The following is a 17,918-nucleotide window of genomic DNA, read 5'->3' as shown; positions in this document are numbered from 1 at the left end:
CTTCGTTGCCGCTTGCGTTAGAAGGTCGGTGAAAAACCGCAGAAACGATCCGAAAAAGCGGTTGCGCGAGTAAATCACCGTCCTTCTAGAAGGCAGGAGGCGAGCCAATACATGAAGAAGGAGAGAAAACGATGAAAGCCATTTTATTTGTCGGCCATGGAAGCCGCGATCCGGAGGGAAACGAACAAGTAGTGCAGTTTGTTGAGCGGCTGCGGCCGCGGCTTCCCGCTTCGTTTCACGTTGAGACATGTTTTCTTGAATTTGGCTGCCCATCGATCAGCGAAGGCATCGAACGGTGTGCGGCGGCCGGGGCGACGGAAGTGGCGGTTCTTCCGCTCATTTTATTGCCGGCCGGTCATTCGAAGCTCCATATCCCGGCGGAAATCGACGAGGCGAAAGGGCGCTATCCGCATATCACGTTTCGCTACGGCCGCCCCATCGGCATTCATGAGCAGACGTTTGCCATTTTGCGCGACCGGCTGCGGGAAATCGGCGAACGGCCGGAGCAGCCGGACGACGGAACGGCGGTCATTTTGCTCGGCCGCGGCGGCAGCGATCCAGACGCGAACAGCGATTTATACAAAATCGCCCGCTTGTTTTGGGAACAGACCGATTATTCGCTCGTTGAGCCGGCGTTTATGGGCGTGACCACCCCGTCGCTCGATGATGCCGTTCACCGCTGTTTGGCGCTTGGGGCGAAACGGATCGTCATCTTGCCGTATTTTTTGTTCACCGGCGTGCTCATCAAGCGGCTCGAGCGGCAAGTGGCGCAATACCAAGCTGAGCACTCGCATCTCTCATTTGCGCTTGCCGGCTATTTCGGCTTTCATCCGAAGCTGGCTGACATTGTGCTCGACCGGCTCGAGGAGGCGCTCGGGCAAACGGCGGCGATGAACTGTGATGTCTGCCAATACCGGATTCACGCCGCCCATCACCATCACCACCATCATCACCATCATCATTGAAAGGGGGAAGCAGTGATGATTTTGTTGTTGGCTGGAACAAGCGATGCCCGCGAATTAGCGGTGATAATTCAGCACGCCGGATATGAGGTGACGGCGACCGTCGTCACCGATCACGCGGCGGAACAGTTGCGAGCTGCGGGCATTCGAACGTACGTCGGGCGGCTGGACGCCTTTCAGCTGGCCGAACTCGCCAAAGCGGAAGGAGCGAAGGTGATTGTCGACGCGAGCCATCCGTTTGCTGAAGAGGCGTCGAAAAACGCCATGCAGGCGGCGGCGGAGATGGATTTGCCGTACATTCGCTATGAGCGGCGCGAGACAGCGATTGCCTCGGAGCGGGTAACATTTGTCGACAGCTATGAAGAAGCGGCGGACTTGGCGGCGGAAAAGGGCGGCGTCGTCATGCTTACCACCGGCAGCAAAACGCTTGACATTTTCGCCGCCAGGCTCATCGGCCGCCCGAACGTCAAGGTGATCGCGCGAATGCTGCCGCGCAAAGACAATCTTGAAAAATGCGAGCGGCTCGGTTTTTCCCAAGAGCAGATCGTCATGATGCAAGGGCCGTTCACAAAAGAGCTCGACCGGGCGCTGTACCGCCATTTTGGCGTCACGGTCGTGGTGACGAAAGAAAGCGGCAAAGTCGGGTTTGTCGATGAGAAAATCGCCGCCGCCGAGGAGCTCGGCATCGAAGTCATCGTCATCCGCCGTCCGCGCTTGGCGTACGGCATTGTGCATCACGAGTTTGCCGGCGTACTGACGGCATTGAAAGAGCGCGTTCCGCTCCCCGCGGGCTGAGGCGCGCCGCCCAAACGTCCCGCGCAGTGGTAAACGATTGCCGCCCGCGCGCTTGTCTTCATTTCCTTCGTTTCTGCAGCGTCAGGAAGCGGTTCGGCCTTCATTCTCTTCTTCGCCGCGGCGGAGCAAAGAGACGGAACGTACGTGTAGATATGGAAAAAGGAAAGGAGCGAATAAGCATGGAATTTCATACAACATTTCGCCCGGTGACCGTCCAACCGGAACAGATCGAAGCGCGCAGTTTCCAAATCATTGACGAGGAGATCGGCGAGCACTCCTTTACGGCTGAGCAATATCCGATCGTCCAGCGCGTCATTCACGCCTCGGCTGATTTTGAGCTTGGAAAAAGCCTTCTCTTTCATCCCGACGCCGTTCGCGCCGGCATTGACGCCATTCGCAGCGGCAAGCTTGTCGTTGTCGATGTGCAAATGGTGCAAGCGGGCGTCAATCAAGCGCGCCTTGCGAAATTCGGCAGTTCGGTGCGCGTGTATATTTCCGATGAAGATGTCATCGCTGAAGCGAAGCGGCTCAATACGACGCGGGCGATCGTCGCCATGCGCAAAGCGGTGAAAGAAGCGGAAGGCGGCATTTTCGCCATCGGCAACGCGCCGACCGCGCTGCTGGAGCTCATTCGCCTCATCAAAGAAGGAGAGGCGCGGCCCGGATTGGTCATCGGCTTGCCGGTCGGATTTGTGTCGGCGGCGGAGTCAAAGGAGGAGCTGGCGAAACTCGATGTGCCGTTTATTACCAACCGGGGGCGCAAAGGGGGAAGCACGGTGACGGTCGCTGCTTTAAACGCTTTATCGCTGTTGGTCGAACGGGTGTGACGGGCGATGGGGGAAAACAAAACGCTGCGGGAAGGGTACACGACCGGATCGTGTGCGACGGCGGCAACGAAAGCGGCTCTCACCGCGCTCGTTACCGGTCAGGTGCAGACGGAGGCGACGATTCGGCTGCCGATCGGCCGGGTCGTCACTTTCGCTGTTGAATCGTGCGTGGTCCACGGCGCGACGGCGACCGCGGCGGTGGTGAAAGACGGCGGCGATGACCCGGATGCGACGCATGGCGCCCGCATCGTTGCCACCGTTTCTTGGGCGCCGGAGCCCGGGGTCCATCTTGACGGCGGAGAAGGGGTCGGGCGGGTCACGAAGCCGGGATTGCCGGTGCCGGTCGGCGAAGCGGCGATCAATCCAGTGCCGCGCAAAATGATTCACGAAGCCGTCAACGAAGTACTCGCGCAACACGGCATCGACCGCGGGGTGAACGTCGTCATTTCCGTGCCGGGCGGCGAAGAGATTGCGAAAAAAACGTTGAATGCTCGTCTTGGGATCATCGGCGGCATATCGATTTTAGGAACGCGCGGCATCGTCGTTCCGTTTTCCACCGCCGCTTATCGGGCGAGCATCGTGCAGGCGCTGCAAGTGGCGAAGGCGAACAGCTGCCGCCATGTCGTCATTACAACCGGGGGGCGGAGCGAGAAATACGCCATGCAAGAATATCCCCATTTGCCGGAAGAAGCGTTTATCGAAATGGGCGATTTTGTCGGATTTACGTTAAAGCAGTGCAAACGGCTCGGCATGGAAATGGTGTCGATGGTCGGTATGATGGGGAAGTTTTCCAAAGTCGCCCAAGGCGTCATGATGGTGCACTCGAAAAGCGCGCCGGTTGACTTCGGTTTTTTGGCAGCGCTCGCTCGACAAGCCGGGGCTTCCAAGGAGCTGGTTGACGCCGTGCGAGGGGCGAATACAGCGGCGCAAGTCGGCGACATGATGCAAGAAGCCGGCTGCACGAAGTTTTTCGAGCTGTTGTGCGAAGCGTGCTGCCAAGCGGCGCTCCACGAAGTCGGGGGCGGCTTGAACGTGGCTGTGTCCATTTACACGATGAACGGACAACGATTAGGAAAGGCGGTGCTGTTGGATGGCGACGATGAAGTTGATCGGAGTGGGAGCTGACGGGCCAGCGAGCCTTCCTGAGCTGTATCGGCGCTGGATTGACGAAAGCGAATTGCTTGTCGGCGGCGAACGGCAGCTGGCGATGTTTCCGGCATATGAAGGAGAAACGATCGTGATTCGCAGCGGGCTGAGCGAGCTCGTCGAGCGGCTCCGCCATGAAACGCGCAACACGGTCGTGCTCGCTTCCGGTGATCCGCTTTTTTACGGAATCGGCAGTTATTTAGCCGGCAAACTGCCGATCGAAGTGTATCCGGCTGTCAGCTCGGTGCAATGGGCGTTTGCCAAAATGGGCGAGTCTTGGCAAGACGCGGTTTTCCTCAGCGTCCATGGCCGGCCGTTAACGGGCTTGGCCCAACGGATCGACGGGAGGCGCAAAGTCGCGATTTTAACGGATGAGACAAATTCACCAGCCGCCATCGCCCGCTACTTGCTTGCATACGGCATGACGGAGTATGAGGCGTTTGTCGGCGAGGAGCTCGGCGGGCCGAATGAGCGGTGCCGGTTTTTCAAACTAGAAGAAATGGCGGAAGCCGAGTTTCTTCCATTAAATATAGTCGTGCTGCGGAGGACGGCGCCCAGTCCTTCTTGGCCGCTCGGCATTGAAGATGATGAGTTTTTCCAGCGCAAACCAGACAAAGGGTTGATTACGAAAAAAGAAGTGCGCGTGCTCAGCTTGAGCGCTTTGCGTTTGCGCTCGGACAGCGTTGTCTGGGATATTGGCACGTGCACCGGTTCGGTCGCGATTGAAGCGGCGAAAATCGCCCGCGACGGGGCAGTGTTCGCCATTGAAAAAAATGAACATGATGTGGAAATTTGCCGGCAAAACTTGCGTAAATTCCGCGTCGACATCACGCTTGTGCACGGTAAGGCCCCTGATCGGCTTGATGGGTTTGCTGACCCGGATGCCATCTTTATCGGCGGTACGTCAGGGGCGATGGCGCCGCTGTTGGACGTCTGTGCGAAACGGCTGAAGAAAAACGGGCGCATCGTGATCAACGCAGCGACGGTGGAGACGCTTGCCGAAGCGTGCGCCGCTTTGCGCGAGCGCGGGTTTCAAGTGGACATTACGCTGGCGCAAGCATCGCGCAGCAAACCGATTTTGGACTTGACGCGCTTTGAGGCGTTAAACCCGGTTTATATCATCGCGGCAAAACGGGAGGGAGACGAATGACCGGCATATTGTACGGCGTTGGCGTCGGCCCCGGCGATCCGGAGCTCATGACGGTGAAGGCGTATCGCCGCCTGAAAGAAGCGGACGTCATCGCGTATCCGAAAAAGGGACGGCAAAGCAAAAGTTACGCAGAACAAATTGTTGACGCCTATTTTGCCCCGGATGAAAAGCGGCGGCTCGGCTTGCATTTTCCAATGACAAAAGACCCAGCAGTGCTTGAGCCGAAGTGGAACGAGGCGGCGGACGCCATCTGGGCGGAACTGGCGGCCGGACGCGATGTGGCGTTTGTGACCGAAGGCGACCCGCTGCTGTACAGCACGTTCATCCATTTGATGCGCGTGATGGAACAGCGTTATCCAGAAGCGCCGATTGAAGTCATCCCAGGGGTCAGTTCGGCGAACGCTGCCGCTGCTCGGCTGCGTTGGCCGTTGGCGGATGGGGATGAAACGGTGGTGATCGTGCCGGCGCGCGACGATTACGAGGCGATGAAAGCCGCGCTTCTTCGACACGATTGCGTCGTTTTTTTTAAGGTGGCGAAAGTGATCGATCTCCTGCTCGACTTGCTGCGGGAGCTCGATTTGCTTCAGCGCGCCGCCGTCATCACGAAGGTGACGTCCGGCGAGGAAGTGGTGTGGAACGTTGAGGAATTGGACGGCGCGACGCTCGAATATTTGACATTGATGGTGGTGAGAAAGTGAAGCTGTATATCGTAGGGGCGGGGCCGGGAGCGCCGGACTTGATCACCGTCCGCGGCGCCGCGCTTTTGGCTGCGGCGGATGCCATTTTTTACACCGATTCGTTGGTGAGCGAGGAGCTGATTGAACGCTACCGGAAGCCGGAAGCGGACATTTTTCATACCGCCGGCATGCATTTAGAAGAAATGGTCGCGGCGATGGTTGAGCAAGTAAAGCAAGGGCGGCTTGTCGTGCGCGTCCATACCGGTGATCCATCGATTTACGGGGCAACGCTTGAGCAAATCGCTTTGTTGAAAGAAGAAGGAGTGGAAGTGGAAATCGTTCCCGGCGTCAGTTCGGCGTTTGCCGCTGCCGCCGCTGTGCAGGCTGAACTCACCGTTCCGGAACTGACGCAGACGGTCATTTTCACGCGCGCTGAGGGGCGGACGCCGGTGCCGCCGCGCGAACGGCTGGAAGAGCTGGCCAAACATCATTGCACCCTCGTCTTGTTTTTAAGCGCGACATTGGCGAAAAAAGTGAGCGCGGCGCTGCTTGACGCCGGCTGGAGCGGCGATACCCCAGCGGTGATCGTCTACAAGGCGACATGGCCGGATGAGCGGATCATTCGCACGACCGTAGCCGCTATGGCGGAAGAGATGCGCCGTCATCGAGTGACGAAGCATGCGATTATGCTGATCGGTTGGGCGCTTGACCCGTCCGTTCATGAACGTGGCTACCGTTCGCGCCTGTACGACCGCACGTTTACGCACGGATACCGGAAGGGGGAAGGACAGCGTGAACAAGATTGAGGAACACGGACGATATGCGGTTGTCGCCATTACGAAGCATGGGGTGGAGACTGCCCGTCGGCTGGGCCGCACCCTAGCTGGAGCAGACGTCTATTATACGGACAAGTTTGCTCGCGGCGACGAACAAGAACAACAGATTCGCCTGTTTTCCGGCAACGTCCGGGCGTTGCTGCCGGAACTGTTCGCCCGCTATGACGGCCTTATTTGCATCATTTCGCTTGGCGCCGTCGTGCGGATGATCGCCCCGCTCTTAAAAGACAAAAAGACCGATCCGGCGGTCGTTGTCATCGATGATAAGGCGGAGCATGTGATCAGCGTGCTGTCCGGTCATTTAGGAGGAGCGAACGACTTGACGCGGCGCGTCGCTGCGATTCTTGGCGCCCGCCCGGTCATTACGACCGCTTCTGACGTGCAGCAGACGATCGCCGTTGATTTGTTCGGCCGCGAGTTTGGCTGGGAATGGGAGTCGGATGACAAGCTGACGCCGGTGAGCGCTGCGGTCGTGAACGAAGAGCCGGTGGCGATCGTGCAAGAGTCGGGGGAACCCGATTGGTGGCCGGAGGGGCGGCCGCTGCCGAAAAACATCACCGTGTACGGCTCAATCGCGGAGGCGCTTGCCGCCCGTCCGGCGGCCGCGCTCGTGGTCACCCATCGTCTGCTTGAGCCGGATGAAGAGGCGATTTTGCAAAACGGCGTGCTGTACCGCCCGAAGGTGATCGCCCTTGGCATCGGCTGCAACCGCGGCACAGCGGCTGATGAAATCGAAGCGGTCATCCTCGAGACGCTCCATGAGCTGCGTTTTTCGCCCAAAAGCGTCAAAGTGGTGTGCACGATCGACTTGAAAAAAGACGAGCCCGGGCTTCGCGAAGTTGTTGGCAAATACGGCTGGGAGTTCGTCACGTACACGCCGGAGGAGCTGAACGCGGTGCCGATCGAAGCGCCGTCCGAGACCGTCTACCGCTACACCGGCGCGTATGGGGTGAGCGAGCCGGCGGCGAAATTGTACAGCGGGGCCGAGCGGATGGCGCTCGTGAAAAAGAAAGCGGGCAATGTGACGATTTCGGTGGCGTTGATTCGCCATAGACGAGGAAAGGGGAGCGAGTCATGCGACGATTGGTCATCGCCGCCCCGGGAAGCGGCGCCGGCAAAACGACCGTGACGCTCGGCTTGATGGCGGCGCTGAAGCAGCGAGGCTATACGGTGCAAGGGTTTAAATGCGGCCCGGACTACATCGATCCGACTTACCATACGGCGGTCACCGGCCGGCCGGCGCGCAACTTGGACAGCTGGATGATGGGAAGCGAAGCGGTCAAAACGGTGCTCGCCAACGGCTGTCAAGGAGCGGATATCGCCATCATCGAGGGCGTGATGGGGCTGTTTGACGGGAAACAGCCGCTCTCCGATGAAGGATCGACGGCGGAAATTGCCGTGCTGACGCAAAGCCCGGTGCTGCTTGTCGTCGATTGTTCCGGGATGGCCCGCAGCGCGGCCGCCATCGTCCGCGGCTTTCAGACGTTCCGACCCGATGTGCGCATGGCTGGCGTACTGGCCAACCGCGTTGGCAGCGAAGGGCATTTTCGGCTCGTCAAAGCGGCGATTGAGCAGACGTGCGGAATACCGGTCGTCGGCTATTTGCCAAAAGCGGAAGAGCTGACCTTGCCGGAGCGCCATTTAGGGTTGGTGCCGTCCATAGAGCGGGGGGAGCTCGACTCGTTTTTTGCCGAACTGGGAAAAAAAGTGATGCGCACGATCGATTGGGAGTTGCTGCTTTCCATCGCCGAAGCGCCGGCTTTCGGACCGTCCGCGCCGCTCATTCGCCCCTCGCGGCCGTATCGGGCGCGCATAGCGGTCGCCAAAGATGCCGCGTTTCATTTTTACTATCCTGAAAATCTAGAAATGCTTTCGGCCTGCGGCGCGGAGCTAGTCTACTTTTCCCCGCTCGCCGGCGAACCGCTTCCTGATCGGGTGAACGGCTTGTACATCGGCGGCGGGTTTCCGGAGGAGTTTGCCGACCAGCTCGCGCGCCAGACGGCGGTCAAGCAGTCGATCCGCGCCGCCATCGAACGCGGGTTGCCGACATTGGCCGAGTGCGGGGGGTTCATGTTTTTGACCGAGCAGTTGGTGACGACGGACGGCACGGCTTATGAGATGGCCGGCGTCATCCCGGGGCGGGTCGTGATGAAAACGAAACTGGCTGCTCTTGGATATCGTGAAGTGCACGGAAGAAAAGGAAACTTTCTTTTGCCGGAGGGAGAACAGGCGCGCGGCCATGAGTTTCACTATTCCGTATACGAACCGCGGGGCGAGACGCCGTTCGCTTATACAACGAGCGGCCGGAAAGGAACGAAACCGGACGGGTATTTGGCGCACCGGCTCGTTGCCGGCTATGTCCACTTCCATTTTGCGTCCGCACCGATGATGGTTGAGCGCTGGCTCGCTGAATGCGAGAGGGTGACGATCTATGGCTAAAGCGCTGCCCATCATGTTTCAAGGCACCCATTCCGATGCCGGTAAAAGCGTCATCGCCACCGCTTTTTGCCGGCTGTTTGCCCAAGCCGGCTGGAAAACGGCCCCGTTCAAGGCGCAAAACATGTCGCTGAACGCCTACGTTACGCCGGACGGGAAAGAAATCGGACGGGCGCAAGGCATTCAGGCCGAAGCCGCCGGTGTGCCGGCGCGAGCGGAAATGAATCCGATTTTGCTGAAGCCAAGCCGAATGAATGAATCGCAAGTGGTTGTGCTCGGCCGACCGTACGCCACCATGCCGGCGATGGCTTACCGAAGTGAATTTTTTGAGCAAGGATTGGCCATCATTCGCCAGTCGCTCGACACGTTAATGAGCGAGTATGAGCGGATCGTCATCGAAGGAGCGGGCAGCCCGGCCGAGGTGAATTTAAACGACCGTGAGCTCGTCAACATGCGCATCGCCCGGCTTGCCAACGCCCCGGTCGTGCTGATTGGCGACATTGAGCGGGGTGGGGTGTTCGCGAGCCTCGTTGGAACGTTGACGCTGCTGGAACCTAGGGATCGAAAGCGGGTCATTGGCGTGATCATCAACAAGTTCCATGGCGATCGGTCGCTTTTGCAGCCGGGCCTCGATTGGTTTGAACGTTACACTGGGGTGCCGGTGCTCGGCGTCGTTCCGTACTTGCCCGATTTGGCGATCGATGCCGAAGATTCGCTGGCGCTAGAGCGTTTCGCCGCCTCATCCGGTGGCGAGCGGGCGATTGACATCGCTGTCATCCGCTGTCCGAAAATCGCCAATTTCACCGATATTGACCCGCTGCTCGCTGAACCGGATTGCCGCGTCCGGCTGGTGACGCACGCCGCCGAGCTTGGCGAGCCGGATGTCATCGTGCTGCCGGGCAGCAAAAACACGATCGAAGACCTCGTGTACATGAAACAGCGCGGGCTCGCCTCCCGCATCGCCGCGCTTGTCGCCGAAGGCAAAACAAGGGTTGTCGGGATATGCGGCGGCTATCAAATGCTCGGAGCGGTCATCCGCGATCCCCATGGGGTCGAGACATCGCTTCCCGAGGTCAAAGGACTCGGGCTGTTGCCGATCGAGACGACGCTGGAGCGGGCGAAAGTGACCGTTCGTTCGAAAGCGGTGCTGACATGGAACGGGAACCGATTGGCCGTGCAAGGATACGAGATTCATATGGGGCGCTCGACACCGCTTGCCGGTTATGTTCCGCTGATGGAGGACGATGGGGGCCAGATGGGGGCGAAGCGCGACGATGGCCGCGTTCTCGGCACCTATATGCACGATTTGTTTCATAACGATGCGTTTCGCGCGGCGTTTTTCAACGACATTCGCAAGGAAAAAGGGCTGTCGTTATCGGAACCCGTCCCGTTTCGCGCTCTCAAGGAAGCGGCGTTTGACCGGTTAGCCGCCCATGTTTGCCAACATGTGGCGGTCGAACGGATCGAACAGATGATGCGGCAATTTCAGCATGAGTAAGCTCTGAAAAACGAGGGCGCTCGCATAACTGACCCGCGCTTCGACCTTTGTAGTTTTCCGGAGTCCGGCGCCGGCGAAGCGAGCCCGGTCGCGCGCTTGAGGCAGGAAGCGGAAAGCAAGTGTTGTTCGTTCGTTTCTTTTCCCACGGCGCCGGCTGAAAATAAAGGCTTTTGCGCTCTCGCAATCCTAGATGAGAAAGGAGGAAGCGCCTATTCCCGTGAAAAGGGAGGATGGCGCGTCCATGATGAACGTTTCCGTCCCGCCGATCCGCCGCGAAATGGCGGAACAAGCGCGTGCTTATATTGATCAATTGACCAAACCGCCCGGCAGCCTTGGCCGGCTTGAAGACATAGCGGCTGAGCTCGCCGGCATGACGGGGGAGCTTCTCCCGCGCGTCACTCCGCCCGGAGTGCTTGTGTTTGCGGCCGATCATGGCGTGGCTGCCGAAAGGGTATCGGCCTATCCAGCTGAAGTAACAGCGCAAATGGTGTCCAATTTTGCCAACGGTGGAGCGGCCATCAACGTCTTCAGCCGGCACATTGGCGCGTTGCTTCAGGTGATCGATGTCGGTGTCGCCGCACCGATCGTTGATGAACGCGTGATTCAGAAAAAGGTGCGCCCGGGGACAAACAACTTCGCCATCATGGAAGCGATGACGATGTCCGAGGCAGAACAGGCGCTTCATGTCGGCTACGAGCAAGCGGTGTCCGTCATTGGCCAAGGCGGTCGCACGCTCATTGTCGGCGAGATGGGCATCGGCAACACCACCGCCGCCAGCGCCTTGTTGGCCACCTTGACCGATGAGCCGCTTGAACGCATTGTCGGCAAAGGAAGCGGGATTCGGGAAGAGAGATTGGCTCATAAACGGGACGTCATCCGTCGAGCGCTTTTGCTTCATCAGCCGGATCCGGCGAAGCCGGTCGAATGGCTGGCGAAAATCGGCGGGCTGGAGATCGCTGCGATGGCTGGAGCGATGTTGGCCGCAGCGGAGCGGCGCATTCCGATCTTGCTTGATGGCTTTATTTGCACGGTGGCTGCCCTTGTGGCCCGCCAATTTGCCCCCAACGTCGCAGAGTATATGATCGCTGGCCATCGTTCGCAAGAGCCGGGGCACGACATTGCTCTTCGCTTGCTTGGCAAAGAGCCGCTGTTGGATTTGCGCATGCGGCTTGGCGAAGGAAGCGGAGCCGCTGTGGCGTTTCCACTCTTCGTGGCGGCAACCGCCATGGTGAATGAGATGGCGACGTTTGCGTCCGCGGGCATTTCGACAGGGGAAGAGAAAGGGGAGAAACAAGCATGACCGTCGGCAAAGTGTATTTGGTCGGCGCCGGGCCGGGGGATGAAAGGCTCATCACGGTTTACGGCCGCGAATGCTTGGAACGGGCGGACGTTGTCGTTTACGACCGGCTCATCAACCGGAAGCTGCTGCGCTATGCGAAGCCCGGCGCCGAGCTTCTTTACTGCGGCAAGGAGCCGGGAAAACATGATACGGTGCAGGAACAGATCCATGACTTGCTCGTTGACCGCGCGCGTCAAGGCCGGACGGTCGTCCGTTTAAAAGGCGGCGATCCGAGCGTCTTTGGCCGCGTCGGTGAAGAGGCGGAAGTGTTGGCGAAAGCCGGGATTCCGTTTGAAATCGTTCCAGGGGTGACATCCGGCATCGCGGTGCCGGCGTACGCTGGCATTCCCGTCACTCATCGCGATTACGCCGCCTCGGTGGCGATGGTCAGCGGCCATCGGAGCGAGCGGATCGACTGGGAGGCGCTCGCCCGCGGCTGCGATACGATCGTCGTGTACATGGGAGCGGCCAACTTGCCGGATATTTGCGGCCGGCTGCTGGCGGCCGGAAAGCTGGCGAGTACGCCGGCGGCCATCATCGAATGGGGGACGACGGAGCGGCAGCGCACGGTAGCGGCACCGCTTTCGACACTGCCAGACGAGGCGAAAAAAGCGGGCATTTCCCATCCGGCCATCATCATCATCGGTGAGGTCGTTCGTCTGCGTGAGACGCTCCAATGGTTTCCGGAGCGGCAAGGGGGCATGGTCGATGCCGACGCCTCGTCGTAGCGGGCGGGTCATCGTTTATACCGGTGATGGAAAAGGGAAAACGACGGCCGCCTTGGGTTTGGCGTTGCGTGCCGTCGGCCGAGGAATGCGAGTCGCTGTGCTGCAGTTTATCAAGTCGCCTGAGCGCACGTACGGCGAGCAGTTGGCGTTGCGGCGTCTCGGTGTCGAAGTGCGCCAGCTCGGCGCCGGCTTCACATGGACGAAAACGCCGGAAGTGCACCGCGAAGCGCTGCGGCGCGCTTGGGCAGTGACGAACGAGTATGTCCATTCCAGCCGGTATGACGTCATCGTGTTAGATGAATTGAACAACGCCTTGGCGATTGACCGGTTTCCGATCAGCGACATCTTATCCGTCAACGATGTGCTGGAACTGATCCGCACCCGACCGCCGGCGCTCCACCTTGTCATCACGGGCCGCGCGGCGCACCCCGAGCTGATGGCGGCCGCCGATATCACCACGGAAATGAAGCTAGTGAAGCACGACTATGAACAAGGGACAACGGCGATGAAAGGAATTGAATTTTAGTAGCACAAAAAAGCGGCGCAAACAAGGCCGCTTTTTTGCAGGTTACGGATGTTCATCGGTTTTGTCATGTTGGGCTTTGTTTTGCCGCCGCCCTTTGCTGTTGTCACCGGAAACCGGGCCGTCGAGCAGCGCCATCGGATCTTGCGTCGGCGTGTTTTGATTCCGGCTTCCTTTATTTGGCCGCTTCGTCATCGCCGCCACCTCCTTTTGCGCCGGGTTGCATCATTAGCATCCGCCTCTCAACCGATTTTATTCGCGAACGCAAAAAAACGGGGCAACGCCATCAGCGGCGTTTCCCCGTCGTTCGTTCGGATGCTGGCAAACAAGCGGCCAAGGCGAACAGGTTAGTAAGCGTAACCGCCGAAAGCGGCACCGACAATAATCAACAAAATAAACAAGACGACGATCAAGGCAAATCCGTTGCCATACCAAGCGCCCATCCCGATTCACCTCCCCATCAAGCCTACCATATGATATGCCGCATCGGCGTGAATGACTGGGGAATTGTCGATAGGTGACGAAAATGAGAAAAACGCCTTGCCAGAACAGCGAAGGCGTTTTTTCGACATGTCCTTTCCTTTCGTGGGCGAGCGCGGCATCGTCCGGGTGGCCAAACGAGCCGCTTTTTCGCCGATATGCCGCTTATTCCCACTCGTAAGGCGTCTCTTGATAGACGTAATAGTTCAGCCAGTTGATAAACAGCAAATTGGCGTGCGAACGCCACGTATTGAGCGGCATCTGGCTCGGGTCGTCATTCGGAAAATACGATTCCGGCGGTTGGATGGGCAGCCCTTTCGCCAAGTCCCGTTCATACTCTTCTTTCAGCGTTGTGGCGTCATATTCCGGATGGCCGGTCAAGAAAATTTGCCGGCCGTCGTTTGAGGCGACGAGACAAACGCCTGCTCGTTCAGCCATCGATAAAATCGTCAGCTCCGGCACCTTTTCGATGTCTTCGCGCTTGACATCCGTATGGCGCGAATGCGGCATGCGAAACACATCGTCGAAGCCGCGCAACAGCTTAACGTTTTTCACTTCCACCGTATGGTTGAACACGCCGAAACATTTTTCCGGCAACGGATATTTCGGAATCCCGTAATGGTAATACAAGCCGGCTTGCGCTCCCCAACAAATATGTAACGTTGAAGTGACGTTCGTTTTCGTCCATTCCATAATGTCCGTCAATTCATCCCAATACGTCACTTCTTCAAACGGCAGTTGTTCGACCGGTGCTCCGGTGATGATCATCCCGTCAAATTTTCGATGGCGGATTTGCGGAAAAATGGTATAAAATTGATCCAAATGATGTTTGCTTGTCGTTTTCGGTTCATGGGTCGCCGGGCGCAAGAAGGTGATGTTCACTTGCAGCGGCGAGTTGCCGAGCAGCCTCAGCAGCTGCGTCTCCGCTTTTTCTTTTTCCGGCATCAAGTTTAAAATGACGATGTTAAGCGGGCGGATGTCTTGTGAGTAAGCCCGTTCTTCATCCATGACGAAAATGTTTTCCTGTTCGAGTATTTCCTTGGCCGGCAAATCCTTTGGAATGTTGATTGGCAATGGTGTCCCCTCCGTTTCGGTCTCGCTATTAAATACCTTAATTATAAAAACTTTGTCAACATTCTTCAATGGCTTTTTTGCTCTGAAACCGCTTGCGAATCAAAAGGAGGGATGGCAATTGGATCCGACGGCGTTTGACAATTTAAAAACAGTGCTGGAAGGGGCCGTGTACGACGCGGACTTGCAAGGGCGCATCGCCGTCGTCGACCGCCGCGATCTTGTCGATTTGGCTCGTTTGTTGCGGGAGTACGCCATTTCATTTCGGCTCAATGATGCGCCGGATCCGTTCGTCGTCTGCACTGCGCGGCTTTCGCTCGATTTTGCTGAGCTGGCCAACGAGCGGCTCTATCGCGGCCAAGCCGGCTGCCGACTCGCTCTTTTATTTGCCCTGCCGGTTCGCCGTTTGTCCGTTTGCCCGTTCATTGAAGGCACGTTGCGGACGATTTGGGGACGGGAGCGAATCATCCGACAAACGCTCCGCTTCCCATTTCCGCATGAACGCGGTCCGTATGAAAATGAAGTCGCGGTTGAGTTTGCCCGCCTCATTTATGAAGAAAATGCGGCCGATTTGCCGGCGATGGTGCCGTATATGATTTCGTCGCTCGAGCAGCTGCAATCATTCGTTGACTAGCAGCGATGCAAAAAGTGGAACGAAACGATAAAATTCGTTATGATGAGGATGAGGTGAAAAATCATGAGTGTATATCAATTTAGCGCCAAAACGATTCGTGGTGAGGAACAACCGCTTTCCGTCTATCAAGGCAAGGTGCTGTTGATTGTCAACACGGCGAGCCGTTGCGGTTTTACGCCGCAGTATAAAGAACTGCAAGAGCTATATGACGACTATCGCGATCGCGGGTTTGTGGTGCTCGGCTTTCCGTGCAACCAGTTCGGCGGCCAAGAGCCGGGGACGGAAGAGGAAATTGAGCAATTTTGCCAGCTCAATTACGGCGTGACGTTCCCGTTGTTTGCGAAAGTGGATGTAAATGGCGATCACGCCCACCCGCTGTTTCACTATTTGAAAGAGCAAGCGCCGGGGGCATTAGGAACAAAGGCGATCAAATGGAACTTTACGAAGTTTTTGGTCGACCGTAACGGCCAGGTTGTCGCTCGTTTCGCCCCGCAAACGAAGCCGCACGAGTTGAGAAAGGAAATTGAAAAGCTGCTGTCAAACAAGGAGGGGTAACGCTTGCGCATTCAAGCGATTGAACCGACGCCAAGCCCGAACACGATGAAAATTTTGCTTGATGAAGAGTTGCCATCCGGCGTGCGCCATAACTATAAATCGGACAACATCAGCGAAGCGCCGCCGCTCATTCAAGCATTGCTGCGCATTGACGGGGTGAAAAGCATCTACCATGTCGCCGACTTTTTGGCGATTGAACGCCATCCGAAATACGACTGGCGCGACATTTTGGCGAACGTGCGCAAAGTGTTCGGCGAGGAAGCGGATGACGGCGCCACGGCCAAGCCGAAAGGAAACGAACATTTCGGCGAAGTGAAAGTGTTCGTGCAAATGTTGTACGGCTTGCCGATGCAAGTGAAGCTTGTCGACGGGGAGCGCGAGCATCGCGTCGGGCTGCCGAAACCGTTTATGGACGCGGTCATTGAGGCGCAAAAATACGCGGGAAATGTCGTGCTTGAGCGAAAATGGGTCGAAAAAGGAGTGCGCTACGGCACGTTTGAGGAAATCGGCCGCGAAATCGTTGATGAGCTGTCGGCCGCCTATCCGCCCGAGCGGCTCGAGCGGATCGTCAACATGTTCCGCCGCGGCGAGCAGGAAAAAACGGCGCAAAAGCGGCCAAGCCTCAAAGTGACGAGCGAGATGCTCGATGACCCGGACTGGCGCAAACGGTATGCCGCGCTCGAACAGATGGCTGAGCCGACCGAGGACGATATCCCGGTGTTGGCGAAGGCGCTTAAGGATGAAAAAATGGCCATCCGCCGTTTGGCGACCGCGTATCTTGGCATGATCGGCGGCAAAAAGGTGCTTCCGTATTTGTACGAAGCGTTAAACGATCCGGCCGTTGCGGTCCGCCGCACCGCCGGCGACTGTTTGTCCGACATCGGCGATCCGGAGGCCATTCCGGCCATGATCAAAGCGCTCAAGGACGAAAGCAAGCTCGTCCGTTGGCGCGCGGCCATGTTTTTGTACGAGGTCGGCGACGAATCGGCGCTCGCGGCGTTAAAAGCGGCGGAAAACGATCCGGAGTTTGAAGTGAGCTTGCAAGTGAAAATGGCCATTGAACGGATCGAAGGCGGTGAAGCGGCGAAAGGGTCGGTTTGGAAACAAATGACCGAAAGCCGGAAAAAAGAAACAGAGGCGGAAAAAGAGGTTGACTGAAGAGGCCGGTGCTGTGGGGAAGCATGCCGCTTTCCGGCATCGCTGGTTTTGTCCGGGCCGGCTGCCGTCTTCGTTGCTTTTCTTGCTTGAAATGTAGTATGCTGATGACGCGATCACGATGAGATGGAGGGATGATGGTCATGTCGATGGCGTACGAAGACTATATGCGCCAGCTCGTGCAACCGATGCGCGACGAGCTCGTCCGCGCCGGCTTCCGCGAACTGCGCACGAGCGAGGAAGTCGAGCAGTTTATGGAACAAGTGGAAGGAACGACGTTTGTTTTTGTCAACTCGGTGTGCGGCTGTGCGGCTGGGTTGGCGCGTCCGGCGGCGACGCAAGCGGTGCTGCAAAGCGAGAAAAAGCCGGATCATTTGGTGACGGTGTTCGCTGGTCAAGATAAAGAGGCGACGGCGAAAATGCGCGAGTACTTTGTCGGCTATCCGCCGTCCTCGCCGTCGATGGCGCTCTTAAAAGGAAAAGAAGTCGTTCATTTCATTCCCCGTGAAGAGATTGAATTTCATTCGTTAGAAGAGGTCATGGCCAATATTGTCTCCGCTTTTCAAACGCATTGCCGCTAATGGCCGTTGCGTCCGCCTCTTTGCCGCCGGGGCCGCCTCGCGGGCGGTTGGGTGCGCCGGCATCCGCTCCCGAACAGACGCGTTGTCCTTCTTGGCTTTCGCATACGGAGGCGCGCCGCCGGGAACGATAAAGACGGAGGTGATCGGCGTGCCGAAGCGGAAAAAAGATCGTTCGAAAACGGGCATCAGCGCCCCGGACGTCAGAGGACAAGGGACGACACAAGCGGAAACAGGCGCTTATGAGCTTGACTCCGCCCGCAAAAAAACGAAAGTGGACTAAAAAAGGAGCTGACCTAAAAGGTCGCCTTCCTTCCAGATAGGCACAACATATCGTGCGGCAGAAGCAGTCAGTGCGTATATATAGCGAGAAAGAGGGCGTCCCGGTCCATTGGGGACACCCTCTTTTTCTTTGCCCCTGTTAGGCATTGGCGATGCAGCTGTAAATGAAATACAACAACGTAATGAGGCTGGCCGCAAAAAAGATCGTATTCATACCCCATTTTCCCGCCTTTCTGTCTATATTTT

Annotated in this window: 21 protein-coding genes; 18 read left to right on the top strand and 3 right to left on the bottom strand. The window is 57.8% G+C overall.

Annotation, left to right across the window (positions count from 1 at the left end; all coding sequences use genetic code 11):
* The first annotated feature begins 131 nt into the window (after positions 1-131).
* The 13 genes from GC56T2_RS08825 (at position 132) to cobO (ending at position 12,920) form a co-directional block, all read left to right on the top strand.
* Positions 132-965, top strand: coding sequence for a sirohydrochlorin chelatase (locus GC56T2_RS08825; RefSeq protein ID WP_144974559.1), 834 nt, complete (start codon positions 132-134; stop codon positions 963-965).
* 15 nt (positions 966-980) lie between these two features.
* On the top strand, positions 981-1,757 hold the full coding sequence (cobK, locus tag GC56T2_RS08820; protein WP_144974556.1) for a precorrin-6A reductase: 777 nt from the start codon (positions 981-983) through the stop codon (positions 1,755-1,757).
* A 179-nt stretch (positions 1,758-1,936) separates the two neighbouring features.
* Positions 1,937-2,584: a precorrin-8X methylmutase gene (locus GC56T2_RS08815; protein WP_144974554.1), complete on the top strand. Its 648-nt coding sequence runs from the start codon at positions 1,937-1,939 to the stop codon at positions 2,582-2,584.
* A 6-nt stretch (positions 2,585-2,590) separates the two neighbouring features.
* Positions 2,591-3,709, top strand: coding sequence for a cobalt-precorrin-5B (C(1))-methyltransferase (locus GC56T2_RS08810; protein ID WP_144974552.1), 1,119 nt, complete (start codon positions 2,591-2,593; stop codon positions 3,707-3,709).
* Complete coding sequence (gene cbiE / locus GC56T2_RS08805) at positions 3,675-4,880, top strand: precorrin-6y C5,15-methyltransferase (decarboxylating) subunit CbiE (protein WP_144974550.1); 1,206 nt, start codon at positions 3,675-3,677, stop codon at positions 4,878-4,880. Before GC56T2_RS08810 ends, cbiE begins: the two co-directional genes overlap by 35 nt.
* Positions 4,877-5,578 (top strand): precorrin-2 C(20)-methyltransferase, encoded by a 702-nt coding sequence (cobI, locus tag GC56T2_RS08800; protein ID WP_144974547.1) that lies wholly within the window; start codon positions 4,877-4,879, stop codon positions 5,576-5,578. The genes cbiE and cobI overlap by 4 nt, the downstream gene beginning before the upstream one ends.
* Positions 5,575-6,363 carry a precorrin-4 C(11)-methyltransferase gene (cobM, locus tag GC56T2_RS08795; RefSeq protein WP_144974545.1) on the top strand — a complete coding sequence of 263 codons (789 nt, stop codon included), beginning with the start codon at positions 5,575-5,577 and terminating at the stop codon, positions 6,361-6,363. Before cobI ends, cobM begins: the two co-directional genes overlap by 4 nt.
* On the top strand, positions 6,350-7,522 hold the full coding sequence (locus GC56T2_RS08790) for a cobalt-precorrin 5A hydrolase (protein WP_255516059.1): 1,173 nt from the start codon (positions 6,350-6,352) through the stop codon (positions 7,520-7,522). Before cobM ends, GC56T2_RS08790 begins: the two co-directional genes overlap by 14 nt.
* The gene (locus tag GC56T2_RS08785) at positions 7,468-8,832 is read left to right on the top strand and encodes a cobyrinic acid a,c-diamide synthase CobB (RefSeq protein WP_144974541.1); all 1,365 of its coding nucleotides are present in this window, start codon (positions 7,468-7,470) and stop codon (positions 8,830-8,832) included. The genes GC56T2_RS08790 and GC56T2_RS08785 overlap by 55 nt, the downstream gene beginning before the upstream one ends.
* Positions 8,825-10,327 (top strand): cobyric acid synthase, encoded by a 1,503-nt coding sequence (locus GC56T2_RS08780; protein ID WP_144974539.1) that lies wholly within the window; start codon positions 8,825-8,827, stop codon positions 10,325-10,327. The genes GC56T2_RS08785 and GC56T2_RS08780 overlap by 8 nt, the downstream gene beginning before the upstream one ends.
* A gap of 241 nt (positions 10,328-10,568) precedes the next feature.
* Positions 10,569-11,627, top strand: coding sequence for a nicotinate-nucleotide--dimethylbenzimidazole phosphoribosyltransferase (cobT, locus tag GC56T2_RS08775; RefSeq protein WP_172706151.1), 1,059 nt, complete (start codon positions 10,569-10,571; stop codon positions 11,625-11,627).
* Positions 11,624-12,394, top strand: coding sequence for a uroporphyrinogen-III C-methyltransferase (gene cobA / locus GC56T2_RS08770; protein ID WP_144974537.1), 771 nt, complete (start codon positions 11,624-11,626; stop codon positions 12,392-12,394). Before cobT ends, cobA begins: the two co-directional genes overlap by 4 nt.
* A complete protein-coding gene (cobO, locus tag GC56T2_RS08765; RefSeq protein ID WP_144974535.1) occupies positions 12,375-12,920 on the top strand; it encodes a cob(I)yrinic acid a,c-diamide adenosyltransferase in 546 nt (181 codons plus the stop codon). The genes cobA and cobO overlap by 20 nt, the downstream gene beginning before the upstream one ends.
* A 42-nt stretch (positions 12,921-12,962) precedes the next feature.
* Here cobO and GC56T2_RS17795 read toward each other — a convergent pair whose 3' ends face one another.
* The 3 genes from GC56T2_RS17795 to metA form a co-directional block, all read right to left on the bottom strand.
* Positions 12,963-13,112 carry a hypothetical protein gene (locus tag GC56T2_RS17795; protein WP_172706152.1) on the bottom strand — a complete coding sequence of 50 codons (150 nt, stop codon included), beginning with the start codon at positions 13,110-13,112 and terminating at the stop codon, positions 12,963-12,965.
* Between the two features lie 152 nt (positions 13,113-13,264).
* Positions 13,265-13,360, bottom strand: coding sequence for a YjcZ family sporulation protein (locus tag GC56T2_RS08760; RefSeq protein WP_081897213.1), 96 nt, complete (start codon positions 13,358-13,360; stop codon positions 13,265-13,267).
* A gap of 202 nt (positions 13,361-13,562) precedes the next feature.
* Entirely contained in the window at positions 13,563-14,471 is a 909-nt protein-coding gene (gene metA / locus GC56T2_RS08755; protein WP_144974533.1) for a homoserine O-acetyltransferase MetA, read from the bottom strand.
* A 118-nt stretch (positions 14,472-14,589) separates the two neighbouring features.
* Between metA and GC56T2_RS08750 the strand changes: the two genes are divergently transcribed.
* The 5 genes from GC56T2_RS08750 (at position 14,590) to GC56T2_RS08730 (ending at position 17,673) form a co-directional block, all read left to right on the top strand.
* Positions 14,590-15,102, top strand: coding sequence for a hypothetical protein (locus tag GC56T2_RS08750; RefSeq protein ID WP_144974531.1), 513 nt, complete (start codon positions 14,590-14,592; stop codon positions 15,100-15,102).
* Between the two features lie 63 nt (positions 15,103-15,165).
* Complete coding sequence (locus GC56T2_RS08745; RefSeq protein WP_033843851.1) at positions 15,166-15,657, top strand: glutathione peroxidase; 492 nt, start codon at positions 15,166-15,168, stop codon at positions 15,655-15,657.
* 3 nt (positions 15,658-15,660) lie between these two features.
* Positions 15,661-16,815 carry a conserved virulence factor C family protein gene (locus GC56T2_RS08740; RefSeq protein ID WP_144974529.1) on the top strand — a complete coding sequence of 385 codons (1,155 nt, stop codon included), beginning with the start codon at positions 15,661-15,663 and terminating at the stop codon, positions 16,813-16,815.
* A 140-nt stretch (positions 16,816-16,955) separates the two neighbouring features.
* Complete coding sequence (locus tag GC56T2_RS08735) at positions 16,956-17,393, top strand: BrxA/BrxB family bacilliredoxin (protein ID WP_033843853.1); 438 nt, start codon at positions 16,956-16,958, stop codon at positions 17,391-17,393.
* A gap of 148 nt (positions 17,394-17,541) precedes the next feature.
* Positions 17,542-17,673 carry a YuzL family protein gene (locus tag GC56T2_RS08730; RefSeq protein WP_081897296.1) on the top strand — a complete coding sequence of 44 codons (132 nt, stop codon included), beginning with the start codon at positions 17,542-17,544 and terminating at the stop codon, positions 17,671-17,673.
* Positions 17,674-17,918: the final 245 nt, after the last annotated feature.

Origin of the sequence: Geobacillus sp. C56-T2, assembly GCF_007829715.1 — a bacterium.
Classification (GTDB): domain Bacteria; phylum Bacillota; class Bacilli; order Bacillales; family Anoxybacillaceae; genus Geobacillus; species Geobacillus icigianus.
The sequence above is the reverse complement of the archived record's forward strand: the minus strand, read 5'-3'. Positions and strand labels throughout refer to the sequence as shown.